We start from the raw sequence: 24,796 nt of genomic DNA on the forward strand, positions 1-24,796 counted from the left end.
CCCAGTTCTTCCGCCACGGTGGAGAAGGCAGCGGGACCCCGGCTCAGGGCCGGGGTGACGTGCGTTTGGAGGGCTCCCTCGTTTGCATCGGGGCGCACCTATCCCCCGTTCGCCCTGAGCCTGTCGAAGGGCGTGTTACAAGCGCGAGCGCCTTGAGGCACGTGCTTCGACAAGCTCAGCACGAGCGGGATGGTAGCGTTCAGGATCGCACACTCCCCCGCTCGTCCCGAGCGAAGTCGAGGGACATGCCCCACGAACCCCACGCCTATTGCCCGTGCCTCGACTTCGCTCGGCACGAACGGTGAGCGGATCGCCCGCGAAACAAAAAGGGCCCCGGCATCGCTGCCGGGGCCCTCTTCATGTCACCCGAAGGTGGATCGCTTAGTCGCGGTCGTTGGTCAGGAACGCGGGGGCGAATTCGGGCGCGGGACCGTCTTCGTTGCCGCCTTCCGAACGCTCGCGGCGGGGGCCACGATCACGACGCGGGCCACGGTCGCCGCCCCGGTCACCACCGCGCCCGCCACGATCGCCGCCGCCTTCACGGCGGGGACCACGGTCACCGCGCGGCTCACGTGGCTCGCGCGCCGGACGGGTGTCCTCCAGCTCGGCGCCGGTTTCCTGGTCGACGACGCGCATCGACAGGCGAACCTTGCCGCGCGGGTCGATCTCGAGGACCTTGACCTTCACTTCCTGGCCTTCGGACACGACGTCACCCGGCTTCTCGACGCGCTCGTTCTTCATTTCGGAGACGTGGACGAGGCCGTCCTTGCCACCCATGAAGTTCACGAACGCACCGAAGTCGACGATGTTGACGACCTTGCCGGTGTAGATCTTGCCGACCTCGGCCTCTTCGACGATGCCCTTGATCCAGTTGATCGCGGCCTCGATCTGCGAGTGATCGGACGAGCTGATCTTCACCACGCCCTCGTCGTCGATGTCGACCTTCGCACCGGTGGTGGCGACGATCTCGCGGATCACCTTGCCGCCGGTGCCGATGATGTCGCGGATCTTGGACTTGTCGACCTGCAGCGTCTCGATGCGCGGCGCGTGCGCGCTGAGCTCGGTGCGGGTCTCGCCCAGCGCCTTGTTCATCTCGCCCAGGATGTGCGCACGGCCTTCCTTGGCCTGGTGAAGCGCGGCTTCGAAGATCTCCTTGGTGATGCCGGCGATCTTGATGTCCATCTGCATCGTGGTGATGCCTTCGGACGTGCCCGCCACCTTGAAGTCCATGTCGCCGAGGTGATCCTCGTCACCCAGGATGTCCGACAGGATCGCGAAATCCTTGCCTTCCAGGATCAGGCCCATGGCGATACCCGAGACCGGACGTGCGATCGGCACGCCCGCATCCATCAGCGCCAACGACCCGCCGCACACCGACGCCATCGACGACGAGCCGTTCGACTCGGTGATGTCGCTGGTCAGGCGGATGGTGTAGGGGAAGTCTTCCTTGCTCGGCAGCACGGGGTGCAGCGCACGCCATGCCAGCTTGCCATGGCCGACTTCGCGGCGGCCCGGCGCGCCGAAGCGGCCCACTTCACCGACCGAGTACGGCGGGAAGTTATAGTGCAGCATGAAGTGCTGGTACGACAGGCCGTTCAGCCCGTCGATCATCTGCTCCGCATCGCGGGTACCGAGCGTCGCGGTCGCGATCGTCTGGGTCTCGCCACGGGTGAACAGCGCCGAGCCATGGGCACGCGGCAGGAAGTGCGTTTCCGCCTCGATCGGACGGATCTGCGTGGTGGTGCGGCCGTCGATGCGCTTGCCGTCCTTCAGGATCGCCTGACGAACGATGTTCGCTTCCAGCTTCTTCACCAGCTTCAGCGTGCCGAGATACTGGGCGGGATCGCTTTCCTTTAGGTCAGCGAAAGCCTCGCGGGCCTTGGCGCGCGCCTCGTTCAGCGCGTTCTGGCGCTGCTGCTTGTCGGTCAGCTTGTAGGCGGCGGCGATGTCCTTGCCGATTGCCTTGTCGAGCTTCTTGAGCGTTGCCGACTTGTCGTCGACCGGCGCCAGCTCCCACGGATCCTTGGCGGCCTGCTCGGCGAGCTTCACGATCGCCTTGACGACTTCACGGCACGCATCGTGCGCGAACAGCACGGCGCCCAGCATGATCTCTTCCGACAGCTCCTTGGCTTCGGATTCGACCATCATCACCGCGTCGTAGGTGGCGGCGACGACCAGATCGAGCTGACCCTCTTCGACCTGCTTGTCGGTCGGGTTGAGGATATATTCGCCATCGATGTAGCCGACGCGCGCCGCGCCGATCGGGCCCATGAAGGGCACGCCCGAAATCGTCAGTGCCGCAGACGCGGCGACCATCGAGAGGATGTCCGGCTCATTCTCGCCGTCATAGCTCAGCACCTGAGCGATGGCGTTGATCTCGTTGTAGAAGCCTTCGGGGAACAGCGGGCGGATCGGGCGATCGATCAGACGCGAAACCAGCGTCTCCTTCTCGGTCGCGCCACGCTCACGCTTGAAGAAGCCGCCCGGGATGCGACCGGCGGCGGAGAACTTTTCCTGATAGTGGACGGTGAGCGGGAAGAAATCCTGCCCTTCCTTGACCGTCTTGGCCGCGGTGACGGCGCACAGCACCACCGTTTCACCGAGCGTCGCGATCACCGCGCCGTCGGCCTGGCGGGCAACCTTGCCCGTCTCGAGCGTCAGGGTCTTGCCGCCCCACTCGATGCTTACCGTTTTCTTGTCGAACATGTGATTTCCTTCACTCCGGCCGCCCTATGCAGCCGGGGCCTGCTTGAGCCAGTCTTGGCTCGTGCCAGTCGGGCCTTATTGCCCCCTGGCGTTGCACGCTCGCGACACGCGAAGCGCATATGCAAGAAGGGCGCCGCGAGGGCGCCCTTCCCGTGATTACTTGCGAAGACCGAGCTTCGCGATGAGGGCGAGGTAGCGATCCCCGTCCTTCTTGCGGAGATAGTCGAGAAGCGAACGACGCTTGTTGACCATCATCAGCAGGCCGCGACGCGAATGGTTGTCCTTGGCGTGGCCCTTGAAGTGCTCGGTCAGGTTGCGGATCCGCTCGGTCAAGATCGCGACCTGGACTTCCGGCGAACCGGTGTCGCCTTCGGCGCGGGCGTGATCCTTGATGAGTTCCTGGCGGCGTTCTGCAGTGATCGTCACGTGTTTTCCTTCGACACCATCTATAGGTTAAAGCCGCGAACGACACGGCCCTCACGGGCCTGGACCTCGATCAGCGCCACCGGCACATCGTGCAGGCAGGCGAAATACTGGCCATCGTCGGCAGCGATCCCGCCCAGAACACGCCCCTGGCGGAGCGCCCCTGCCTGGTCGGGGGTGAGGGAAAGAGCCGGGATGTCGTCCAGCCCTGCCCTCAACGGCAGAAGTATCTGTTCAAGCTCGCGCGCCTTAGCGGCTTCGGCCAATTTGTCCAGCGATATCGCGTGCGAGAGGTCGAACGGCCCGGCCTTGATGCGGCGCAGATAGGTGACGTGGCCCACTGTGCCGAGCGCAAGCGCGATGTCGCGCGCGAGGGAGCGGATGTAGGTGCCCTTCGAAACATGCGCGGTGAGGGTGATTTCCTGCAATTCCTCCCCGGAACAGGGAGGGGTACCGCTCGCCGCAGGCGAGTGTTGGAGGGGCTGGCCAGGCGGAACCGTTCCGCGCTCCAGCCCCTCTACCGGCTTCGCCGGTCCCCCACCCCGTTCCGGGGAGGAATGGAGCGAAAACACCGTCACCGCGCGCGACTTGAGCACCACCTCTTCGCCAGCCCGCGCCAGATCATAGGCGCGCTGCCCATCCACCTTCAGCGCCGAATACACCGGCGGCATCTGCTCGATCGCGCCGGTAAACCGCGGGAGCACTGCCTCCACCTCGGCAAGCGACGGCCGCACCTCGCTTTCGGCAATCACCTTCCCCTCAGCGTCGAGCGTATCCGTCTCCACCCCAAAGCGAACCGTAAAATCATACACCTTGTCGCTGTCGAGCATCCGCCCGGCAAGCTTCGTCGCCTCCCCCAGCGCGATCGGCAGCACCCCCGAGGCGAGCGGGTCCAGCGTCCCCCCATGCCCCACCTTTGCCTTGCCATAGCCGCCCTCGCGCAATGCGCGCTTCACTGCACTCACGCCCTGGGTCGAGCCAAGGCCGAGCGGCTTGTCGAGGATCAGCCAACCGTTCACCGCGGTCCTCCGGCGAACAGCTGCGCGAATTCGAGATACTGCCGCACCAGCCAGTCCGCCGGCGGGCCGACCAGCTTGGCGACGATGCTCGCCCCCGGCCAGATCATCGGCACCACGACGAGCAGGACGATCACCAGCGGAAAGCCGAACCGCGCCAGCTTCGCCCAATCGGCCGCCAGCCGCCGCGGCAGCACGCCCTGCACCACATGGCCACCATCGAACGGCGGGATCGGCAACAGGTTGAACACGGCGAGGAAGATGTTGATCAGCAGGAAATTGACGAGGTTCGCCATGACGAAGCCGGCCAGCCCCTGGGGCGGCGCTTCCAGCTGGCCGAAGCTCAAGCCGATCACGATCGCCGCAACTGCCGCCAGAGCGAAGTTCATCCCCGGCCCGGCGAGCGCGACGGCGACCATGCCCCAGCGTGGGTTCCGCAGCCGCCGGTGATCGACCGGCACCGGCTTGGCCCAGCCGAACACCGGCGCCTTGGCGAGCGCAAGGCCGAGCGGCAGGATCACCGTGCCGACCGGATCGACATGGCGCAGCGGATTGAACGACAGCCGATTGAGGTTCTGCGCCGTCGGATCGCCCAGTGCGCGCGCCATTAACCCGTGCGCGACCTCATGGAACACGATCGCGATGACGAGCGGGATGATCCACACCGCGGCGGCATAGACGGGATTGTCGGGGGTCATGCCCCGCGAGATAGGGGGGCGGAGGGGGGAGCGCCAGCGACTCGCGCGTGACGGACTTTATCCGTTGGCATGGGAGCGGGCGCCCAAGCCGAGCCGTCATGCCGGCCTTGTCCCGGCATTCACCGGCCGCACACCGTCAAGCCGTTAGGTATGCGAATGGCTGGATCCCGGCACAAGGCCGGGATGACCGAGTGAAGAGTGGCGCGACATAACCTCCGTTCGTCCCGAGCGTAGTCGAGGGACATGCCCGGAGCGGTGCGCTTGCGGCGCGTGCCGGTCGCCCGGCACGAACGGGGCATCAAAGGCTCAAACCGCCACCCCGCCGCCCGCCAGCGCCTCCCCGAAATGCCGCCGGCACAGCGCAACATAGCGGTCGTTCCCGCCGATCTCGGTCTGCGCCCCGGCCGCGACCGGCCGCCCCTCTGCATCGACGCGCAAATTCATCGTCGCCTTGCGCCCGCATGCGCACACCGACTTTATCTCGATCAGCGCATCCGCCAGCGCCAGCAGCCGCGCCGAGCCTTCGAACAACTCCCCACGAAAGTCGGTGCGCAAGCCATAAGCGAGCACCGGAATGCCGTCGCGATCGGCAAGGCGCGCGAGCTGGTCGACCTGTGCGCTGGTCAGGAACTGCGCCTCGTCCACCAGCACGCAGGCGACGCTCGCCTCGGCGTGACGATCGAGCACGCAAGCGGCGATGTTGGTCGTTGCGTCGAACATCGTCGCCAGTGCAGACAGGCCGATACGCGAGCTGATCGTACCGGCCGCGAAGCGATCGTCGATCGCGGCAGTGAACAGCATCGTCTGCATCCCCCGCTCGCGATAGTTGAAGTCCGCTTGCAGCAGGTTGGTCGATTTCCCCGCGTTCATGCTGGCATAATAGAAATACAGCTTGGCCATGCGGCGGTGTCCTCCATCGCGACGGCACGCGCCACTGTTTTGATGCGCGCGGGATACGAAGCGGCGGCCGGCCATTCTTGGCGCGAACTAATGGAAGGATCTGCCATGCTTCGCTCCTATCTGATCGGGCTTGCCGCCGGGCAACGCGGGATCGTGCCGCTCGCTGCCCTCGCGGCGGCGGGGCGTCGCGGCATGCTGGACGAGGACATGCCGCTGGCGAAGCTGTTCAAGAACCCGTTGATCGCGGGCGGTGCAGTGGCGCTGAGCGCGGCGGAGATGGCGGGCGACAAGCAGAAGACCGCGCCCGACCGGATCGTGCCGATCGGCCTTGCGGTGCGCAGCATCACCTCTGCCTATGCCGGCGCGGCGGTGGCACCCAAGGGGCAGCGCGTGACGGGTGCGGCGATCGCGCTCGGCACGGCGCTGGCGACGTCGTGGATCGGGTGGAAGCTGCGGGTGACGGCGATGGAGCGCTACGGCCAGACCGCGACCGGGTTCGTCGAGGATGCGCTGGTGCTGGCGACGGGGCTGGCGGCGGCTGATCCGACACTCGCGGGACAGACGGTCTGAACTTGCCGTCACCCCAGGCCTGAGCCGGGGTCCCGCTGCCTTTTCGCAAGGCGGCAAGAAGAAGAAGCGGGATCCCGGGTCAAGCCCGGGATGACGAAGGCTTACTCGTCCCCGCCGAGATCGCGCGCCACGGCGGGCGAGCGGAGCAGCTGGTCGATATGGCTGCCCTCGTCGAAGCTTTCGTCCCCCAAGAACTTGAGCTTCGCGGCATATTTCATCTTCACGCGGGTGGCGACTTCACGCTGCAGATACGCAGTGTTGGTGCGCAGCGCCTTGAGCACCTTCTCCTCGTCCTTGCCCAGCAGCGGCTTCACGAACACGGTCGCATGGCGAAGGTCGGGGGACATGCGCACTTCGGTAATGCTCACCATGTGGGTGGCGAGCACGTCATCATGCACATCGCCGCGTTGCAGGATCTCGGACAGGATATGTCGCACCTGTTCACCAACGCGCAGGGTGCGGACTGATTTCTCGGGTTGTTCGGTCATGACGCGGCCCCAGGCTGCGTCACCCCAGCGAAGGCTGGGGTCTCAGGCCGCAGGGACGGACCAGAAGGTCGTCCCCGCGGCATGAGATGCCAGCCTTCGCTGGCATGACGGTGATTACAATGTGCGTTCGCGCAGCTCGACCTCGAACGTTTCGAGGAAGTCGCCCGCGCGAATGTCGGTGAAGTTCTGCGTGAAGGTCACGCCGCACTCCAGCCCCGCGCGGACCTCGGCCACATCGTCCTTGAAGCGACGCAGCGAGGCAATCTCGCCGTTGTAGATGATGACGTCGTTGCGCGTGATGCGCGCCTTGAGCGCCTTGCGGATCGCACCCTCGACCACCAGCAGACCGGCGGCCTTGCCATGCTTGCCCGCCGAGAAGACCTCGCGGATCTCTGCACGACCGACGACCGTCTCGAATGCTTCGGGACCCAGCTCGCCCGCCATGCCCGCCCGGATCTCGTCGATCAGGTCGTAGATGACGTCGTAATACTTAAGGGCTACCTGGTGCCGATCGGCGATCTCGCGCGCCTTGGCATTGGCACGAACGTGGAAGCCGATGATCGGCGCTCCGCTCGCCGCCGCCGCATTGACGTCGCTCTCGGTGATGCCGCCCACGGCCGAGTGCAGGATGCGCACGCGAATGTCGTCGGTCGACAGCTTGTTGAGCGATGCGACGATCGCCTCGATGGTGCCCTGCGTGTCGGCCTTGACGACCAGCGGATATTCGATCGCCTTGTTCGCCGCCAAAGCGGAAAACATGCTTTCGAGGCTCGCCGGCGCCGCAGTGGTGCGCTTCTGGAGCACGACACCCTGGCGGTATTCGGCCACTTCGCGCGCACGGCTCTCGTTCTCGACCACCTGGAGCTGGTCGCCCGCCGACGGCGTGCCCGAGATGCCTAGCACCTCGACCGGCATCGACGGATCGGCCTGCTTGATCTGGCGACCCTTGTCGTCGACCAAAGCACGCACCTTGCCGCTCTCGGCGCCGACGACGAACACGTCGCCGACCTTGAGCGTGCCGCGGGTGACGAGCACCGTCGCAACCGGACCACGGCCCTTGTCGAGCTTCGCCTCGATCACGCTGCCCTCGGCATCGCGGTTCGGGTTTGCACGAAGGTCCATCAGCTCGGCCTGAAGCTGGATCTTTTCGATCAGCTCATCGAGCCCGGTCTTCTTCAGCGCCGACACTTCGACGTCCTGCGTCTCGCCGCCCATCATCTCGACCTGCACGTCATGCTCGAGCAACCGCTCGCGCACCCGCTGCGGATTGGCGTCGTGCTTGTCGATCTTGTTGATCGCCACGATCATCGGCTTGCCGGCCGCCTTGGTGTGGTTGATCGCCTCGATCGTCTGCGGCATCAGCCCGTCGTCGGCCGCGACCACCAGCACCACGATGTCGGTGACATCAGCACCGCGCGCGCGCATAGCGGTGAACGCCTCGTGGCCCGGGGTGTCGAGGAAGGTGATCTTCGACTTGTCCTTCAGCGTCACCTGATAGGCGCCGATATGCTGCGTGATGCCGCCAGCCTCGCCGCGCACCACATCGGTGCCGCGCAGCGCGTCGAGCAGGCTGGTCTTGCCGTGATCGACATGGCCCATGATCGTGACCACAGGCGGCCGCGGCTTCAGATCGGCCTCATTGTCCGGCGCGGTGTCGAGCACCAGGTCGATGTCACTGTCACTGACGCGCACCACATTGTGGCCGAACTCGGTCACCAGCAGCTCGGCCGTATCCTGGTCGATGGTCTGCGTCATGGTGACGGGCGAGCCCATCTTGAACAGCGCCTTGACGAGATCCGCGCCACGCTCCGCCATGCGGTTCGCCAGTTCCTGGACGGTGATCGCCTCGGGCACCTGCACATCGCGAACCTGCTTGGCCTGCGGCTCGCGGGGGCCGGTCCAGCCACGCTTTTCCTTTTCGCGGGCACGCTTCAGCGCGGCGAGCGAGCGGGCGCGCGCGCCGTCCTCGTTCAACGCACGATTGACGGTCAGCTTGCCGCCACGGCGCTCATCGCCCTTGCGATCGCGCTGCTGCGGACGCGCCGGTGCGGCGTTGCTGCGTGGCGTCGCCTGGCCCGAAGGCAGGCTGCGCGGCTGCGACGGCGATGCAGATGCAGCCGTTGTCGCCGCCGGCGCTGCTGCCGGAGCCGGCTTCGGCTCGGGCTTGGGCTGCGGCTTGGGAATTTCCGGCCGGGCGACCGGCGAGAAGCGGCGCGGCGCCGGCATTGACGGATCGCGGCCAAGCTCAAGCACCGGAGGTCGTGCCGGCGGGGCGGGCGTGCGCGCCGGTGGCGTAGGCGCAGCAACCGGCGCAGCGGGGGCAGGCGCAGGCGCGGACTCGGGAGCGGTCGGCGCGGCAGCCGCCGCCGGAGTTTCGGCAACCGGCGCTTCGGGAGCCTGGGCCTCGGAGGCCGCTGGCTCGGAAGCCGGGGCCTCAACCGCCGGCGCCTGGGGTGCCGGCGTCGAGACGACCGGGCGGAACATGATCGGGGCACCCGTACGCACCACCGGCGGTTCGTTCACCGGCGCGGGCTGGGCGGCCGGGGGTTCCGGCGCGGCAATTGGCTCAGGGGCGGGCGCAGCCTCTGGCGCCGCCGGCTCTGCAGCGGCCGCAGCTGCGCGCTCCTCGGCGCGACGCTTCTCTTCTTCGGCCGCGCGGGCACGCTCGGCATCGGCGCGATGCCGCTGCTCTTCCAGCGCCTGCATGCGCTGTTCCTCGGCCTCGCGCAGCAGACGCGCCTGGCGCTCCTGCGGCGTCTCGTTGGACGGCGCGGGCGCAGCCGGCGGCGCCTGGCGCTCGACCGGCGCAACGGGTTCAGGCGCCGGCGTTGGCGCGGCAACCGTTTCCACAGGGGCAGGATCGCCCGGCTTGCGGAACGTACGGGCCTTCTTCGTCTCGACGATCACGGTATTCGAGCGGCCGTGACTGAAGCTCTGCTTCACCTTGCCGGTCTCGACCGTGCGCCGAACGCCTAGAGGCGCGCGCATGCCAAGTTTCGGCTTATCGTTGTCGGTCTCGCTCACTCAAATTCCTCGTGTGTCGTCACGGCCGGTTGGTGCCCGGAAATGCCGGGCGCCGATGCGCCTTGCGCGGCCGTTGCGCAAGGTGCGTAGGTCAGATCAGGGCCGATAAAGCGCCGCCAGCGATCGAGCGCTTCGCCCAACCTGCCGGCCGCCATGCGATCGGTGACGCCGATATGTACCACGTTCTCGCGGCCCAGCGCCATCGACAATATGGGGCGTGGGATCGGCAGAACCAAGCCCCCCAGACCGGAACCTTCCTTGTCCGATCCGACGCGCCATGCCTGCGCGAGCTTGCGCCGCCCATCCTCGCTGGCATCGGCGGCATGATAGAGCGCGTGGAGCTTGCCCGCACGCGCCGCCTCGCCGATCCGATCGGATCCGGTGAGCAGCATGCCCGATCGCGCCTCCAGCCCGAGCCGGTCGAGCGCATTGCGCTCCAACGCGGCGGCGGTCAGCGCGGGCAGATCGTCCGGAACCGTGAAGTCCCCGGTCTTGAACGCCCGCGCCAGCGCCCCGCGCAGCTTGCCCTTGGCCTGCGCGGTGGCGAATTCAGCCGAGTCGACGCCGATCCACGCCCCCCGCCCCGGCGCCTTGGCACGCACATCGGGCAGGACGCGGCCGTCGGGGGCGAGCACGAGTCGGATGAGCCCGTCGCGCGGGGATTCCTCGCGGGAGAGGATACAGGTGCGGATGGGATCACTCATGCGCGCGCCTCCGTTCCGCCGTCATGCCGGCCTTGTGCCGGCATCCACCCATCGGCACTCTCGCCGGCATGCGGGATCGGCAACCATGCGTCTATATCCTGGCGAGCGACTTCAATGGCACGCTGTACATCGGCGTCACGTCGAACCTGATCGGCCGTCTGATGCAGCATCGCGATGGCACGTCCGCAGGCTTCACGAGCCGGTACGGCGTGCTGCGACTCGTCTGGTACGATGTGGCCGACACGATGGAAGGGGCCATCTCCGCCGAGAAGCGGATCAAGAAATGGCCGCGCCAATACAAGCTCAACCTGATCGAACGCGAAAACCCGTTCTGGGAAGACTTGGCAATCAGCCTCGGCCTGTCGCCGCTCTAGCTCGCCCGTCATGCCGGCCTCGTGCCGACATCCACTCATCCGCGAGTCCCACGCCCGTTGAGTACGTGGCCCGGTGGATGCCGGCACAAGGCCGGCATGACGGAGTGGACTCAAGTCGCGGAGCGCGGACTCAAGACCCGCGTCACGATTCCCAACCTGCCGAAGCGTCGCTAGCGTATCATTGCGAGGAACCCGCATGCGCGTCTCCCTCGCTTGGTCCCGCTTTGGTTGCGTCCCGATCCACGATCAGCACGCCGCCGGCACCGTAATTCTCCGTCGAAACCTCATCGATCACGACCTGCACCGCCGCAGGGTTCTTGCCCAGCCGCGTGACGAGCGAGGAGGTGACGTCAGCCACGATCCCCGCCTTCTGCTCCTTGGTCGCGGAGCCTGCCAGCCTGATCGACACGAAGGGCATCAGGCCTCCGACGCCTCCTCGGCGGGAGCCGCTTCCTCATCGGCGAACCAATGCGCACGCGCCGCCATGATGATCTCGTTGCCCTGCTCTTCGGTCAGGCCATATTCGCCCAGCACGCCGCCCTTGTGCTCGGGGCGCTTAGGCGCGTCCTCGTTGCGGCGACGCGGCTCGGCGCGCTTCTTCTCGATCAGCTCGTCGGTGGCGAGATCGGCAATATCGTCGAGCGTCTTGATGCCCGCCTTGCCCAGCGTGACCAGCATCACCTCGGTCAGGTGCGGAAGCTCGGCCACCGCATCCTCCACGCCCAGCGCACGGCGCTCGTCGCGGTTCGCCTGTTCGCGACGCTCGATCGCCTCGGCGGCACGGCTTTGCAGCTCCTGCGCGAGATCCTCGTCGAAGCCTTCGATCGCGGCGAGCTCGTCGAGCTCGACGTACGCCACTTCTTCCAGCTCGGTGAAGCCCTCGGCGACCAGCAGTTGCGCCAGCGTCTCGTCGACGTCGAGCTCGTTCTGGAACGTCTCGGTGCGGGCGACGAAGTCCTGCTGACGCTTCTCCGACGAATCGGTTTCGGTCATGATGTCGATCGCCTTGGCGGTCAGCTGCGACGCGAGCCGCACGTTCTGACCGCGACGACCAATCGCGAGGCTGAGCATGTCGTCAGGCACAACGACCTCGATACGCTCTTCTTCCTCGTCGATGATCACGCGGCTGACATTGGCCGGCTGCAACGCGTTGACGACAAAGGTGGCGATGTCGGGCGACCAGGGGATGATGTCGATCTTCTCGCCCTGCATTTCCTGCACGACGGCCTGGACGCGGCTGCCCTTCATGCCGACGCAGGCGCCGACCGGGTCAATCGAGGAATCGTGGCTGATCACGCCGATCTTGGCGCGCGAACCCGGATCGCGGGCGGCGGCCTTGATCTCGATAATGCCGTCGTAGATCTCGGGCACTTCCTGCGCGAACAGCTTCTTCATGAAGTCTGGATGCGCACGGCTGAGGAAGATCTGCGGGCCGCGGTTCTCGCGCACCACCTTGAGGATCAGCGAGCGGATACGGTCATTCACGCGCACCACTTCGCGCGGGATCTGCGCGTCGCGGCGGATTACGCCCTCGGCGCGGCCCAGGTCGACGACGATGTGGCCGAACTCGACGCGCTTGACGACGCCGGTGATGATCTCGCCGGCGCGGTCCTTGAATTCCTCATACTGGCGCTCGCGCTCGGCATCGCGAACCTTCTGGAAGATGGTCTGCTTGGCGGCCTGCGCCTGGATGCGGCCGAACTCGATCGGAGGCAGCGGATCGACCAGATAATCGCCGACCTTCGCGCCCGCCTGCAGCTTCTGCGCGCCGGCGACGTCAACCTGCTTGTAGAGGTCGTCGACTTCCTCGACCACCTCCACGACGCGCCACAGGCGCAGGTCGCCGTTATTCGGATCGAGCTTCGCGCGGATGTCCATTTCCTGGCCGTAGCGGGTGCGCGCGGCGCGCTGGATCGCATCCTCCATCGCCTCGATGACGATGCCCTTGTCGATCATCTTTTCCGATGCGACGCTGTTGGCGATCGCGATCAGTTCCGCGCGGTTCGCGGTGACGCCGGTAGCCATTACTCGGATTCCTCTGCTTCGATTTCTTCTTCGTCCGCACCCTCGATCGAGAGCGGAACGGTCGCTGCAATCAATTTGTCGGTGAGCACCAATTTGGCATCAACGATGCGCGCAAACGGCACGGTCGCCACGCTGCCGGTACGGTTGCGGATCGCGACATCCTCCCCGGTGACACTCTCGATCTCGCCGCGAAACTGCTTCTGCCCGTCAAGCGGCGCATCGAGCGTCAGCTTCGCCTCATGCCCGGCCCAGTCGGTATAATCCGACAGGCGCGTCAGCGGGCGGTCGATGCCGGGGCTCGACACTTCGAGGCGATACGCGCCCTCGATCGGATCGCGCCCCTCTTCCTCAAGCTTGTCGAGCACATCGGAGATACGGCGCGACAGATCGGCGCAATCGTCGATCGTCAGCTGGCGCGTATCCGGCCGCTCGGCCATCACCTGGAGCGTGCGCTCGTCCCCCTTGCCGAACAGCGCCACGCGCACGAGGTCGAACCCGAGCGCACTCGCTTCGGTCTCGATCAGTCGGTCAAGCGCGGCAACTTCCGCCATCAGGGCTCCATCAACACAGGTCTTTTGCCGCCGCGGAGCTTCGCCCCGCGACCCCTTGCATCTAACGATGTAAGAGAAAGCACAGGCGATATAGAACGGATGCGCCAAGCGCACAATCCCCGCCATACAGCGCTCGCGCTTGTAACGAAATGTTGCTGCGCCAGCGGAACGGGCACGTGCGCCTCTCGTTCAACAAGGATCGTTCAAGGGAGCCAGTGCCATGTTGTGGACCATCGTCGTTATCCTCGTGATCCTCTGGCTGCTCGGCTTCAGCCTGCACGTGGCGGGCGGCCTGATCCACATCCTGCTGGTGATCGCGCTGATCGTCGGGCTGGTGCAGCTGTTCACCGGCCGCCGGGCGTAGCGCGGCGAACTCGGATCATCGTACCTTCGTCACCCCGGCGTTGTGCCGGGGTCCAGTGTTCCGCGCGCTCTCCGGCTTGAGAGTGCCAGGCACCCTGGATGCCGGGACAGGCCTGTCCTGAGCTACGCCCAAGGGCCCGGCATGACGCGATCAGCGCTCCGCCAGCGCCTTGAGCTTGGCCAGATCGCTGCGGATCCAGCGCCGGTCGCGCGCGAACGCCTCATCGTCCATGTCCGGCTGGCGGAACAGCGTCAGCTGCACCTCCGCGCCGTTGCCATTGGCGATCACGCGCAGCGGCACGTGCACCTCGTCCGCTCCTTCCGGATGAACACGGTGATCCATCACGCCAAGATCGTTGTGGGACGTGAAGAACACGCGGATGTCGCCATCCGCGCCCTTGCCGACCCATGAGTCGCCGTCCTGCCGCAACGCATATTCGCTCAGCCCCGAGGCCCAGCGCTGGAAGTCGGTCGGGCGCCAGAACGCCTCATAGACATCTCGCCACGGCCGGTTGATCGTGACGGACAGAACAATTGCCGGCAGCATCAGTCGGCGAACAACAATACGGGCGTTTCGAGCAGCTTCTTCACCGCCTGGACATAGCTCGCCGCATCCCAGCCATCGACCACGCGATGGTCGCAGCTGATCGACAGGTTCATCAGCTTGGCGCGCACGATGTCGTCGCCCCGGAACACCGGCCGCTCGACGATCTTGTTCGGCCCGATGATCGCCACTTCGGGCCGGTTGATGACCGGCGTGGTCGCGATTCCGCCCAGCGGCCCCAGCGAGGTGACCGTGATGGTCCCGTTGCCAAGCTCTTCCGGCTTCAGCTTCTGCGTCCGCGCCGCTTCCGCCAGCCGCCCGATCTCGCCGGCGAGCTGCCAGACGTTCTTGTCCTGCGCATCGCGGATCACCGGCACCGTCAACCCCGCATCGGTCTGCGCCGCCATGCCCAGATGCACCCGCCCCGACCGAGTCACCACGCCGGCCTCGTCGTCGTAACGCGCGTTGAGCATCGGGAATTGCGGCAGCGTGCGGCAGATCGCGACGATCAGGAACGGCAGCATGGTCAGCTTCGGCCGGCCCCCGCGATTGTCGTTGAGGTCAGCGCGCATGTCTTCCAGCGCGGTGACGTCGATCTCGTCGACATAGGTGAAGTGCGGGATGTTGCGCTTCGACGCCGCCATGTTCTCCGCGATGCGCCGGCGCATGCCGATCACGCGCACAGCCTCGTCCTCGCGCGCGCGGCTCGCGTGCGGCGCATGATACCCCTGCCCGCCGGCATAGCGCAGGTAAGCGTCGAGGTCGGCGTGCCGGATTCGGTCACCCTCGGCGATCTTCACCTGCGACAGGTCAACACCAAGATCCTTCGCCCGCGCACGAACGGCGGGGGAGGCGAGGATCGCGGCTGAGGGGCGCTCTTCTTCCCCCCTCCCGCTTGCGGGAGGGGTCGGGGGAGGGGCTGTCGGTTGCTCGCGATCGGCCGGAGCCGGGACAGGCCCTCCCCCAGCCCCTCCCGCAAGCGGGAGGGGAGCTTCGGCCACCACCTCCTCAACCCCCGGATTCTCCGCCTCGAACGCTTCGGCCTCGTCTTCACCGCCGAGCTTCTCCTCGACGTCAGCCTCAGCCGAAACCTCCGCCTCGGTCTCGATCACCACCAGCATTGCGCCGATCGCCACCTGGTCGCCGACCTCGCCGGCCAGCTCCACGACCGTGCCCGACACCGGCGATTCCATCTCCACGGTCGCCTTGTCGGTCATCATGTCGGCGATATTCTGGTCTTCCTCGACCCGGTCGCCGACCTTGACGTGCCAGCCGACGATCTCCGCCTCGGCAATGCCTTCGCCGATGTCCGGCAGCTTGAAGGTAAAACGCGCCATTGCCGATCAGTCCTTCAGAATCTTCTTGAGCGCCATGCCGATGCGCACGGGGCCGGGGAAATACGCCCATTCCAGGCTGTGCGGATATGGCGTGTCGAACCCCGTCACCCGCTCCACCGGCGCCTCGAGGTGGTAGAAGCACCGCTCCTGCACCAGCGCCGACAGCTCCGAGCCGAAGCCGCTGGTGCGCGTCGCCTCATGCACGATCAGGCAGCGCCCGGTCTTCTTCACGCTTTCCTCGATCGTCTCGATGTCGAGCGGGACAAGCGTGCGAAGATCGATGATCTCGGCGTCGACGCCGGTATCCTCCACCACCTGCGCGCACACATGCACCATCGTGCCGTACGCGAGCATCGTCACCGCTTCGCCCTTGCGCACCACCGCCGCCTTGCCGAGCGGGATCTTGTAGTAACCCGTCGGCACTTCGCCGCCGGGATGCTTTGACCAGTTCGCCGCCGGGCGATCCCAATGGCCGTTGAATGGCCCGTTGTAGATGCGCTTGGGCTCGAAGAAGATCGTCGGATCATTGTCCTCGATCGCCGCGATCAGCAGCCCCTTGGCGTCGTACGGCGTCGAGGGGATGACCGTCTTGAGGCCGGATACGTGCGTGAAGATGCCCTCCGGGCTTTGCGAATGCGTCTGCCCGCCGAAGATGCCGCCGCCGAACGGCGATCGCACCGTGATCGGCGCGGTAAACTCCCCGTCCGAGCGGTAGCGCAGCCGCGCCGCCTCGCTGACCAATTGGTCAAGCGCGGGATAGATGTAATCGGCGAACTGGATCTCGGGCACGGGCCTGAGGCCATAAGCCCCCATGCCGATCGACACGCCGATGATGCCGATTTCGGTGATCGGCGTGTCGAACACGCGCGTCTTGCCGTATTTCGCCTGCAGCCCCGCGGTGGCGCGGAACACGCCGCCGAAATAGCCGACGTCCTCGCCCATCACCACGACGCCGGGGTCGCGTTCCATCATCACGTCCATGGCGGAGTTGATCGCCTGGATCATGTTCATGCGGGTGGTGTCGAGGGTTTCCGACTCGGCCTGCATTACCGCTGCACCGTCTGTTCCGGTCACATCACTCACCAGACCCACTCCGTCATTCCCGCGCAGGCGGGAATCCATAGCCGCTGAGGGTGCGGCTCCATCGATACGCTGCGTGTATGGATCCCCGCCTCCGCGGGGATGACGCTCCTAGGAAAAAGCATCACTTGCGATCCCATGGCCGCCCGCTTTCCGCCTCTTCCGCCAGCATCTGCGCCTGTTGCTCGCGCAAATGCCACGGCATTTCCTCGAACACCCCGTCGAACAGCGTATCGAGCGGCTGGTGAAGCCCATGGCCCAGGATGCCGTTCTTCTCGGCTTCCTTTTGCGCCGCCTTCACCTCGTCGGCGACCTCGCGGTCCATCGCCGCGTGCCGCTCCTCGTCCCACTCGCAGATGGCGATCAGATGATCCTTCAGCCGCCGGATCGGGTCGCCCAGCGGCCAGGCCGTCGGCTCGCCCGCCGAGCGATATTGCGTCGGATCGTCGGAGGTGGAATGCCCCTCGGCGCGATAGGTGAAATGCTCGATCAGCGTCGGCCCGGCATTGGTCCGCGCGCGCTCCGCCGCCCATTGGGTCGCCGCATAGACCGCCAGCGCATCATTGCCGTCGACTCGCAAGCCCGCGATCCCGTAACCGATCGCCCGCGCCGCAAAGGTCGTCGCCTCCGCCCCGGCAAAGCCTGAGAAGCTGGAGATCGCCCATTGGTTGTTGACCACGTTGAAGATCACCGGCGCGCGGTAAACGGTGGCGAACGTCAATGCGGAGTGGAAGTCGCCTTCCGCGGTCGATCCCTCCCCGCACCACGTCGCCGCGATCCGCGTGTCGCCCTTGGACGCGGACGCCATCGCCCAGCCCACCGCCTGCGGATATTGCGTCGTCAGATTGCCGGAGATCGAGAAGAAACCGAAGCGTTTTTCCGAATACATGATCGGCAGCTGCTTGCCCTGCAGCTTGTCGCCCCGGTTCGAATAGATCTGGTTCATCATGTCGACCAACGGACAGCCGCGCGCGATCAGCAGGCCCTGCTGGCGGTACGACGGAAAGCACATGTCGTCGGCGTCGAGCGCATAGGCCTGTGGCACCGCCACCGCCTCCTCGCCCAGCGACTTCATGTAGAAGCTGGTCTTTCCCTGCCGCTGCGCGCGGAACATCCGCTCGTCGAACGCGCGCACCAGCGCCATGTGGCGCAGCATGCGACGCAGCGTGTCAGGCGACAGCTTGGGATCCCACGGCCCGACGGCGCGATTGTCCTCATCGAGCACGCGCACCATCGTATAGACGAGCTCGCTGAACCCGCGCGGATCCTCGGTGGTATCGGGGCGGCGCGCCGAGCCGGCGGCTGGGATCTCGACATCGGCGAAATCCACCGTGTCGCCAGGGCGGAACTTGGGCTCGGGCACATGCAGCGCGAGCGGGGGCAGGTTGCTGCGGGCGGCGTCCGCCATGGTCTCTCCGTTCGATGACGCGTCATCAACGCGCCGCAGCCCTCATTGCTTCGTTGAAACAAAATTTCAAGCGAGGGTTATAACTGCCAAGTCTAAATTCCGCTGGGCAAAGGGCGGCTGGCGGATGACGACCTGCGCTATGCCACTGGCGAGTCGCCCGATTGACTCCAACAACAAACGGAACAAAATAGGAACGAATAGCTTAACCGAGTCGTGCCTGTGCCCTCCCCTGCCATCATTGCCGAGCTGCGTGAAACGCTCCGCACCATCGAGGGGGACGGTTATCGCCGGCGCGAGACCCTGCCGTTCGGCATCCCCACATTCGATTCGCGGATCGCCGATGGCGGCCTGCGGCTCGACGCGCTGCACGAGATCGCCGCCGGCACCGCAAACCTCGGCGATGACGCCGCCGCCACGCTCTTCATTGCCGGAATCGCCGCGCGCGCCTGGGGTCCGGTATTATGGGTCGTGCGCCGCCGCGACCTGTTCGCCCCCGGCCTCTACCAGGCCGGCCTGTCGCCCGAACGCGTGCTCTATGCCGAAGCGCGCGACGATGCAGAATTGCTCGCGCTGATGGAGGAAGGACTGCGTCACCGCGGCCTGGGCGCCGTGATCGGCGAGGTGAAGCGCGCCACCATGGGCGCCACACGCCGGCTGCAACTGGCGGCCGAAGGCGGGCGTACCATCGCCCTCCTCATGCGCCGCCACCCGCGCGAGGATGCCGATCCGCTTGGCACCCCCTCCGCTGCGCTCACCCGCTGGCGCATCACCTCCGCCCCTTCCGCCCCTTCGCGCCACGGCATGGGCCGCGCGCGCTGGACCGTCGCGCTGGAGCGCCAGCGCGGCGGCGATCCCTTCCAAACCTTGATGGAGGCTTGCGATGACACGGGTCGTCTCGCTCTACCTGCCGCACTGGGCGATCGATCGCGTGCGCCGGGCCGAGCGTCGCCGCGCACCGCCGCGGCCTGATACCGGCTCCCACTCGGGGTCATCGCTCGACCTCGCCCCGCTCGCCGCCGCCGTGGCGGAGGAGCAGGTGCTGCAGTGCGACGCGCCCAAGAACACCGGCTGGCGCCCCGGCGCGCGCTGGGCGCGCTCGGACGCGGCTGCGCCTGAGAAGACTGAAAAACCCCAAGACAAGCCGTGGTCGCAGTCGACTCGCAAGGATGTCGCGCGCCGCATCGAGGCGATGCCCGAACACCAGCGCCCCCCGATGCGCGAAATGGGCCGCCGCAGCGAAGCCGCCGACAATCCGTTCAAGGCCATGCCTCCTGACGAGGGCACGCGCCCGGTGCGATCGACGCTGCCCGTCCGCCCCGATCCCGAGGACGTACCGGCCAAGCGCTGGCGCGGCTTCGACGGCCTCGATCCCAACGCCGACGACCGCGCCGCCGCCGCGCTCGCGCGCTGGAACGCGATGCCGTCGGTCCGCTACCCCGGCGAAGGCCCGCACCCCGACAAGCACGCCCGCTGCGGCTCCAACGACGCCGGCGCGCACGTCCCGGGCGTCGCCGCCTTTTTCGACACCGGCCGCACGCTTGGCGGCATGGTCGCAAGGGTGTGCGCCCCCCAATCCGTTCGTCCTGAGCCTGTCGAAGGACGTGCCCCAAACGGCGCACCTCGATCACGCACTTCGACAGGCTCAGTGCGAACGGAGGAGAAAAGGCACAGCCCTTCTTTCAAAACTCACACAACACTCCCGCATAAGCGCGAAGTTCGAGAAGTTTCCCCACCCCTCGTCACCGTCCACAAGATCGCCAGCCGCGTCGAAATCGCCGCCGCCTCCCCCGAAGCAAGCGCGCTTGGCCTTACCGCCGGCACCGCACTGACGCAGGCGCGCGCCGCCGTGCCGAACCTCGACGTGCGCGATGCCGATCCCGTGGGCGACCGCGCCGATCTCGAACAACTCGCCACCACGCTCGCCGGCCGCTGGTGCCCGGTTGTCGCCGTATCGGACAGCGACGGCCTGTTCCTCGACATCACCGGCACCGCCCATCTCCACGGCGGGGAGGAACGCATGGCCCGCCGGCTGCTGCGCCTGCTCGCCCGGCTCGGCATCACTGCGCAGGTGGCGATCGCCGACACTGCCGGCGCCGCCTGGGCCTTTGCCCGGCAGCGCGCCCGCGCCGCGATCATACCGCCCGGCGCGCACGTCGCCGCGCTCGAGCCACTGCCCATCTCCGCGCTGCGGCTGGACGAACCGGCGCGCGAGCTCCTCGCCCGCCTCGGGGTCGACACGGTCGGGGAACTCACCGCGCTCCCCCGCGCGCCACTCGTCCGCCGCTTCGGCAAGGCGATCGCGCATCGCCTCGACCAGGCGACCGGCGCCGCGCCCGAACCGCTCGATCCCGTCATCCCCGCGCAGCCGATCGCCGTCACCCGCCGCTTCGCCGAACCGATCGCCACCGCCGAGGCGATCGGCCACTGGCTCGCCGGCCTCGTCGACGATCTCGCCGTCGACCTCGCCAAGGCTGGCCTCGGCGCCCGCGCACTCGCCTTCGTCGCCGCACGCGTCGACTCGACCGACCAGGTGATCCGCATCGGCCTCGCCCGCGCCAGCCGTGATCCCGCACACCTCCTGCGCCTTATCACTCGCCGCATCGAGGAGATCGAGGTCGGCTACGGCCTCGACGCGCTCACGCTCCACCTCGTCCGCGCCGATCCGCTCGGCCCCGAAGCGCTCGGCGCCGCGCTGGCGGAGCAGCAGGCGCCCGATCTCGCCCCGCTGGTCGACACGCTCGCCAACCGCATCGGCCCCGCGCGGCTGTGGCGCCACCAGCCGGTCGAAAGCGACGTGCCGGAGCGCTCGGTCTCGCCGCTCCCCCCGCTCGATCCGGTCGCTGCAGAGGCGTTGCGGCTGAAGCGGCACGACGTGCGCCAACTCGACCGCCGTACGCCTGACCATCCCTGGCACCCACGCTGGCCACGCCCCGCACGCTTGCTACGCCGCCCCGAACCGCTCGACCAAGTGCTCGCAGAAATGCCCGACCGCGCGCCCTATCGCTTCATCTGGCGCGGCCGTCAGCACCTGGTGACACAATCCGACGGCCCCGAACGGATCACCGGCGAATGGTGGCGCCGACCCGGCGAACGCAGCGCCGTGCGCGATTACTTCCGGGTCGAGGACAGCCATGGCCACCGCTTCTGGCTCTTCCGCCGCGGCGACGGCGTGCGCGCCGAAACGGGCGACCTGAGCTGGTACATCCATGGCACCTTTGCGTGACAGGCAAGCCGGGCTCGCCGCGTGACGTACAGCGAGCTTCAGGTCACCACGCATTTCTCGTTCCTGCGCGGCGCCTCGTCGTGCGAGGAATTGTTCACTACCGCCGCCATGATGGGGATGCCCGCGCTCGGCGTCGTCGATCGCAACTCGGTCGCGGGGGTCGTCCGCGCGCTGTTCGCCTGCGAGCAGTTGGAAAAGAAACACGGGCTCCACATCCGCTCGATCCCCGGCTGCCGGCTCGATCTCGTCACCGGTGAATCTTTGCTGGTCTGGCCGGAGGATCGCGCCGCGTGGAGCCGGCTTACCCGCCTGCTCACGCTCGGCAAGTCACGCGCCGATGCGAAGCATGGCGAGAAGGGTCAATGCTTCCTTCATTGGGAGGATGTCGCCGCGCACGCTGCCGGTCTCGTGGCCGCGCTGGTGCCTGGCCGTAGCGGACCGGCCCCGACCGCGCTCGCCGCCACCGCCGACATCTTCGGCACGCGCGGCCATGTCTGCCTCACGCCCTGGCGACGCCCCGGCGAGCGCCGCCGCTGGCACGAAACCGCCCAGGCCGCCGAAGCGCATGGCCTGACCCCGCTCGTCACCGGCGACGTGCTGTACCACGCGCCCGACCGGCGCATGCTCCACGACGTCGTCACCGCGATCCGCGAGAAATGCACCATCGACGAACTCGGCTACCGCCGCGAACGTCATGCCGATCGCCACCTCCAGCCGCCGGCGGAGATGGCTCGCCGCTTCGCCGATCATCCCCACGCGCTCGCCGCGGTAGAGGCGATCGTCGAGCGCTGCACCTTCAAACTGCGCGACCTCGACTATCAATATCCCGACGAAATCGTGATCCCCGGCAAATCGGCGCAGCAGGCGCTCGCCACCGTGGCGTGGAACGGCCTGCGCCAGCGCTTCGGCGCCAACCCGCCCCCGGCGTATCGCGAAAAGCTCGAGCACGAACTCAAGCTGGTCGAGAAGATGAACTACGCGCCTTACTTTCTGACGGTTAATTCGATCGTCCAGTTTGCGCGCAGTCAGGAAATATTGTGCCAAGGGCGCGGCAGCGCCGCCAATTCGGTCATCTGCTTTGCCCTGAACATAACCTCGATCGACCCGATCAAGCATCAGCTCCTCTTTGAACGTTTCGTGTCGGAGGAACGTCGCGAACCGCCCGACATCGATGTCGATTTCGAACACGAGCGGCGCGAAGAGGTGATCCAGTGGATTTATGAGAATTACGGCCATCGTCATGCTGCACTGACGGCAGTGGTCAGCCGCTTCCGTACCCGTGGCGCGATCAGGGAAGTCGGCAAGGTGCTTGGCCTGCCTGAAGACATGACCAGCGCCTTGGCAGGACAAGTGTGGGGCTGGTCCAACGAAGGCGTTCCCGACAGCCATGTCGAGGCACTCAATCTCGATGCGGGCGAGCCGCGTCTCGCGCTCGCGCTGGAACTTGCCAAGGAATTGATCGGCACCCCGCGCCATCTGTCGCAGCATCCCGGAGGTTTCGTGCTGACGCGCGACATGCTGCATGATCTTGTTCCCATCGAACCCGCCGCGATGGCCGATCGCCGTGTCATCGAATGGGAAAAGGAGGATATCGAACATCTCGGCTTCATGAAGATCGACATCCTTGGCCTTGGGATGCTTGGCTGCATGCGCCGCGCCTTTGATCTTCTTGCCGCGCATAAGAACCTGCGACTCGGCCTAGCGAGCGACGCCTTGCAGACCGACGATCCCGCGACGTTCGAGATGATCCGCCAAGCCGATACGCTCGGCGTGTTCCAGATCGAGAGCCGCGCGCAGATGAGCATGTTGCCCCGGATGAAGCCGACCAACTTCTACGACATTGCCATCCAGGTCGCGATCGTCCGCCCCGGCCCGATCCAGGGCGACATGGTGCATCCGTATCTGAAGCGCCGCGCGCTTTCCAAGGAGGATCAGGCGAAGATCGAATACCCCAGCCCCAAGCTGAAGCACGTGCTGCAGAAGACGCTGGGCGTGCCGCTGTTTCAGGAACAAGCCATGCAGGTCGCGATCCTAGGCGCCGGCTTCACGCCGGGCGAGGCAGACCTGCTGCGCCGTGCGATGGCGACGTTCAAGATGACCGGCGGCGTCGGCGAGTTCCGCGACAAATTGATCTCGGGCATGCGCGGCAATGGCATCGCACTGGAGTTTGCCGAGCGATTGGTGAAGCAGATCGAGGGCTTCGGCAGCTACGGCTTTCCCGAAAGCCATGCGGCCAGCTTCGCCAAGATCGCCTACGCCTCGTCCTGGATGAAATGCCACCATCCCGACGTGTTCTGCGCGGCGCTGCTCAACGCCCAGCCGATGGGCTTCTACGCGCCCGCGCAGATCGTCCGCGACGCCCGCGCGCATGGCGTGGAAGTGCTGCCGGTCTGCGTGATGACCAGCGAGTGGGACACGACGCTGCTTGAAGCCAAGCCCCACAAGCCTCTTCCCTTTGGCGAAGCGCGCCTTCTTCCACCCTATACAAGCCTCCACCCCCTCCGCCTCGGCCTGCGCATCGTCCACGGCCTCGCCGCCGCCGACGCCGGCAAGATCCTCGCCGCCCGCGCCATCCGCCCGTTCACCTCGGTCGAGGACGTCTGGCGCCGCTCGGGCGTGCCGCTCGCCGCACTGGAAAAGCTCGCCAAGGCCGATGCCTTCGCCGGCATGGGGCTCGACCGACGACAGGCGCTCTGGGCGATCCGCGGCCTCGGCGACACGCCGCTCCCCCTCCTCGCCGCCATCGAAACCAGGGAGGAGCCCGTCCACCTGCGCGCGCTCACCGCCGGCCGCGAGGTGGTGGAGGATTATCGCGCCACCCAGCTGACGCTGCGTCAGCACCCGCTCACCTTTCTGCGCGGCCGCCTCAGCGAACGCCGCTGCGTTCCCTGCGGCGACCTGAAGACCATCAAGGAAGGCACGCTGGTCGACGTCGTCGGCATCATCCTCGTCCGCCAGCGCCCCGGCAGCGCCAAGGGCGTGCTGTTCATCACCATTGAGGACGAAACCGGCGTCGCCAACGGCATATTGTGGCCCGACCGGTTCGAGGCGCAGCGCCGCACGGTGATGTCCTCCGCCATGGTCAGCATTCGCGGCCGCGTGCAAAAGGAAGGCATCGTCATCCACGTCGTCGCAGACCTGATCACCGACCTCACATGGATGCTGCGCGAGGTCGGCGAGATCGACCTGCCCTCACTCGTCGCACGCGGCGACGGCGCCACCCACCCCGGCGCCCCCGACCGCGGCGATCCCGGCTGGAAGCACAAAGGGCGCGTCGACTATCATTATCGCGAGCGCCCTGAAGACGTGATCCCGATCCGCAGCCATGACTTCCATTAGTAAAGCACTCGGCTTAGCATCTT

At 66.8% G+C, this 24,796-nt stretch carries 21 protein-coding genes; 6 read left to right on the forward strand and 15 right to left on the reverse strand.

All coding sequences use genetic code 11. From position 1 onward, the window contains the following. Window positions 1-381 precede the first annotated feature (381 nt). The 5 genes from pnp to SPHI_RS11215 all read right to left on the reverse strand — a co-directional run bounded on the left by pnp (window position 382) and on the right by SPHI_RS11215 (window position 5,743). The gene (gene pnp / locus SPHI_RS11195) at window positions 382-2,706 is read right to left on the reverse strand and encodes a polyribonucleotide nucleotidyltransferase (protein ID WP_076745032.1); all 2,325 of its coding nucleotides are present in this window, start codon (window positions 2,704-2,706) and stop codon (window positions 382-384) included. 156 nt (window positions 2,707-2,862) lie between these two features. Then, on the reverse strand, window positions 2,863-3,132 hold the full coding sequence (rpsO, locus tag SPHI_RS11200; RefSeq protein ID WP_076745033.1) for a 30S ribosomal protein S15: 270 nt from the start codon (window positions 3,130-3,132) through the stop codon (window positions 2,863-2,865). A gap of 20 nt (window positions 3,133-3,152) precedes the next feature. Next, entirely contained in the window at window positions 3,153-4,148 is a 996-nt protein-coding gene (truB, locus tag SPHI_RS11205) for a tRNA pseudouridine(55) synthase TruB (RefSeq protein ID WP_076745034.1), read from the reverse strand. Continuing rightward, the gene (locus SPHI_RS11210) at window positions 4,145-4,843 is read right to left on the reverse strand and encodes a site-2 protease family protein (RefSeq protein WP_076745035.1); all 699 of its coding nucleotides are present in this window, start codon (window positions 4,841-4,843) and stop codon (window positions 4,145-4,147) included. The genes truB and SPHI_RS11210 overlap by 4 nt, the downstream gene beginning before the upstream one ends. A 306-nt stretch (window positions 4,844-5,149) precedes the next feature. Beyond that, on the reverse strand, window positions 5,150-5,743 hold the full coding sequence (locus SPHI_RS11215) for a thymidine kinase (protein ID WP_076745036.1): 594 nt from the start codon (window positions 5,741-5,743) through the stop codon (window positions 5,150-5,152). Between the two features lie 105 nt (window positions 5,744-5,848). On the opposite strand from SPHI_RS11215, the gene SPHI_RS11220 reads away from it, so the two are divergent. Further along, on the forward strand, window positions 5,849-6,313 hold the full coding sequence (locus tag SPHI_RS11220) for a DUF4126 family protein (protein WP_076745078.1): 465 nt from the start codon (window positions 5,849-5,851) through the stop codon (window positions 6,311-6,313). 101 nt (window positions 6,314-6,414) lie between these two features. On the opposite strand, the gene rbfA is transcribed toward SPHI_RS11220, so the two are convergent. The 3 genes from rbfA to SPHI_RS11235 all read right to left on the reverse strand — a co-directional run bounded on the left by rbfA (window position 6,415) and on the right by SPHI_RS11235 (window position 10,529). Then, window positions 6,415-6,801, reverse strand: coding sequence for a 30S ribosome-binding factor RbfA (gene rbfA, locus SPHI_RS11225; RefSeq protein ID WP_076745037.1), 387 nt, complete (start codon window positions 6,799-6,801; stop codon window positions 6,415-6,417). Window positions 6,802-6,915: 114 nt separating this feature from the next. Further along, window positions 6,916-9,825 (reverse strand): translation initiation factor IF-2, encoded by a 2,910-nt coding sequence (gene infB / locus SPHI_RS11230; protein ID WP_076745038.1) that lies wholly within the window; start codon window positions 9,823-9,825, stop codon window positions 6,916-6,918. Continuing rightward, window positions 9,822-10,529: a DUF448 domain-containing protein gene (locus SPHI_RS11235; RefSeq protein WP_076745039.1), complete on the reverse strand. Its 708-nt coding sequence runs from the start codon at window positions 10,527-10,529 to the stop codon at window positions 9,822-9,824. Before SPHI_RS11235 ends, infB begins: the two co-directional genes overlap by 4 nt. Window positions 10,530-10,597: 68 nt before the next feature. Between SPHI_RS11235 and SPHI_RS11240 the strand changes: the two genes are divergently transcribed. Further along, a complete protein-coding gene (locus tag SPHI_RS11240; RefSeq protein ID WP_076745040.1) occupies window positions 10,598-10,903 on the forward strand; it encodes a GIY-YIG nuclease family protein in 306 nt (101 codons plus the stop codon). A 178-nt stretch (window positions 10,904-11,081) separates the two neighbouring features. Here SPHI_RS11240 and SPHI_RS11245 read toward each other — a convergent pair whose 3' ends face one another. Genes SPHI_RS11245 through rimP form a run of 3 tightly spaced genes read right to left on the reverse strand, consistent with a single transcriptional unit; the run spans window position 11,082 to window position 13,479 of the window. After that, window positions 11,082-11,321, reverse strand: coding sequence for a tautomerase family protein (locus SPHI_RS11245; protein ID WP_076745041.1), 240 nt, complete (start codon window positions 11,319-11,321; stop codon window positions 11,082-11,084). Continuing rightward, window positions 11,321-12,928: a transcription termination factor NusA gene (gene nusA / locus SPHI_RS11250; RefSeq protein WP_076745042.1), complete on the reverse strand. Its 1,608-nt coding sequence runs from the start codon at window positions 12,926-12,928 to the stop codon at window positions 11,321-11,323. The genes SPHI_RS11245 and nusA overlap by 1 nt, the downstream gene beginning before the upstream one ends. Beyond that, window positions 12,928-13,479: a ribosome maturation protein RimP gene (rimP, locus tag SPHI_RS11255; RefSeq protein ID WP_076745043.1), complete on the reverse strand. Its 552-nt coding sequence runs from the start codon at window positions 13,477-13,479 to the stop codon at window positions 12,928-12,930. Before rimP ends, nusA begins: the two co-directional genes overlap by 1 nt. A 220-nt stretch (window positions 13,480-13,699) precedes the next feature. Between rimP and SPHI_RS14895 the strand changes: the two genes are divergently transcribed. Continuing rightward, entirely contained in the window at window positions 13,700-13,843 is a 144-nt protein-coding gene (locus SPHI_RS14895) for a lmo0937 family membrane protein (RefSeq protein WP_144036192.1), read from the forward strand. 150 nt (window positions 13,844-13,993) lie between these two features. Here the strand turns inward: SPHI_RS14895 and SPHI_RS11260 are convergent, their stop codons facing one another. From SPHI_RS11260 to SPHI_RS11275, 4 genes are all read right to left on the reverse strand, one after another. Further along, complete coding sequence (locus SPHI_RS11260) at window positions 13,994-14,389, reverse strand: SRPBCC family protein (protein ID WP_076745044.1); 396 nt, start codon at window positions 14,387-14,389, stop codon at window positions 13,994-13,996. Next, on the reverse strand, window positions 14,389-15,723 hold the full coding sequence (locus tag SPHI_RS11265) for a dihydrolipoamide acetyltransferase family protein (RefSeq protein ID WP_076745045.1): 1,335 nt from the start codon (window positions 15,721-15,723) through the stop codon (window positions 14,389-14,391). The genes SPHI_RS11260 and SPHI_RS11265 overlap by 1 nt, the downstream gene beginning before the upstream one ends. Window positions 15,724-15,729: 6 nt before the next feature. Continuing rightward, window positions 15,730-16,734, reverse strand: a complete 1,005-nt coding sequence (locus tag SPHI_RS11270) for an alpha-ketoacid dehydrogenase subunit beta (RefSeq protein WP_076745079.1) — start codon at window positions 16,732-16,734, stop codon at window positions 15,730-15,732. 193 nt (window positions 16,735-16,927) lie between these two features. After that, the gene (locus SPHI_RS11275; RefSeq protein WP_076745046.1) at window positions 16,928-18,211 is read right to left on the reverse strand and encodes a 3-methyl-2-oxobutanoate dehydrogenase (2-methylpropanoyl-transferring) subunit alpha; all 1,284 of its coding nucleotides are present in this window, start codon (window positions 18,209-18,211) and stop codon (window positions 16,928-16,930) included. Window positions 18,212-18,430: 219 nt separating this feature from the next. Between SPHI_RS11275 and SPHI_RS11280 the strand changes: the two genes are divergently transcribed. Genes SPHI_RS11280 through SPHI_RS11290 form a run of 3 tightly spaced genes read left to right on the forward strand, consistent with a single transcriptional unit; the run spans window position 18,431 to window position 24,773 of the window. After that, a complete protein-coding gene (locus SPHI_RS11280; protein ID WP_076745047.1) occupies window positions 18,431-19,180 on the forward strand; it encodes an ImuA family protein in 750 nt (249 codons plus the stop codon). Next, window positions 19,092-21,434 carry a DNA polymerase Y family protein gene (locus tag SPHI_RS11285; protein WP_233130897.1) on the forward strand — a complete coding sequence of 781 codons (2,343 nt, stop codon included), beginning with the start codon at window positions 19,092-19,094 and terminating at the stop codon, window positions 21,432-21,434. The genes SPHI_RS11280 and SPHI_RS11285 overlap by 89 nt, the downstream gene beginning before the upstream one ends. 21 nt (window positions 21,435-21,455) lie before the next feature. Further along, on the forward strand, window positions 21,456-24,773 hold the full coding sequence (locus SPHI_RS11290; RefSeq protein WP_076745048.1) for an error-prone DNA polymerase: 3,318 nt from the start codon (window positions 21,456-21,458) through the stop codon (window positions 24,771-24,773). Window positions 24,774-24,796: the final 23 nt, after the last annotated feature.

The sequence above is a fragment of the Sphingomonas jeddahensis genome (assembly GCF_001981525.1).
Lineage (GTDB): Bacteria > Pseudomonadota > Alphaproteobacteria > Sphingomonadales > Sphingomonadaceae > Sphingomonas > Sphingomonas jeddahensis.

Excerpts from the sequence above, each read along its gene's own strand:
- SPHI_RS11275 (WP_076745046.1), bottom strand. The coding sequence starts at position 18,211 with ATGGCGGACGCCGCCCGCAGCAACCTGCCCCCGCTCGCGCTGCATGTG.
- SPHI_RS11220 (WP_076745078.1), top strand. The coding sequence starts at position 5,849 with ATGCTTCGCTCCTATCTGATCGGGCTTGCCGCCGGGCAACGCGGGATC.
- SPHI_RS11235 (WP_076745039.1), bottom strand. The coding sequence starts at position 10,529 with ATGAGTGATCCCATCCGCACCTGTATCCTCTCCCGCGAGGAATCCCCG.
- SPHI_RS11265 (WP_076745045.1), bottom strand. The coding sequence starts at position 15,723 with ATGGCGCGTTTTACCTTCAAGCTGCCGGACATCGGCGAAGGCATTGCC.
- rimP (WP_076745043.1), bottom strand. The coding sequence starts at position 13,479 with ATGGCGGAAGTTGCCGCGCTTGACCGACTGATCGAGACCGAAGCGAGT.
- nusA (WP_076745042.1), bottom strand. The coding sequence starts at position 12,928 with ATGGCTACCGGCGTCACCGCGAACCGCGCGGAACTGATCGCGATCGCC.
- SPHI_RS11285 (WP_233130897.1), top strand. The coding sequence starts at position 19,092 with ATGACACGGGTCGTCTCGCTCTACCTGCCGCACTGGGCGATCGATCGC.
- SPHI_RS11245 (WP_076745041.1), bottom strand. The coding sequence starts at position 11,321 with ATGCCCTTCGTGTCGATCAGGCTGGCAGGCTCCGCGACCAAGGAGCAG.
- SPHI_RS14895 (WP_144036192.1), top strand. The coding sequence starts at position 13,700 with ATGTTGTGGACCATCGTCGTTATCCTCGTGATCCTCTGGCTGCTCGGC.
- SPHI_RS11270 (WP_076745079.1), bottom strand. The coding sequence starts at position 16,734 with ATGAACATGATCCAGGCGATCAACTCCGCCATGGACGTGATGATGGAA.
- SPHI_RS11210 (WP_076745035.1), bottom strand. The coding sequence starts at position 4,843 with ATGACCCCCGACAATCCCGTCTATGCCGCCGCGGTGTGGATCATCCCG.
- SPHI_RS11260 (WP_076745044.1), bottom strand. The coding sequence starts at position 14,389 with ATGCTGCCGGCAATTGTTCTGTCCGTCACGATCAACCGGCCGTGGCGA.
- SPHI_RS11240 (WP_076745040.1), top strand. The coding sequence starts at position 10,598 with ATGCGGGATCGGCAACCATGCGTCTATATCCTGGCGAGCGACTTCAAT.
- SPHI_RS11215 (WP_076745036.1), bottom strand. The coding sequence starts at position 5,743 with ATGGCCAAGCTGTATTTCTATTATGCCAGCATGAACGCGGGGAAATCG.
- pnp (WP_076745032.1), bottom strand. The coding sequence starts at position 2,706 with ATGTTCGACAAGAAAACGGTAAGCATCGAGTGGGGCGGCAAGACCCTG.
- rbfA (WP_076745037.1), bottom strand. The coding sequence starts at position 6,801 with ATGACCGAACAACCCGAGAAATCAGTCCGCACCCTGCGCGTTGGTGAA.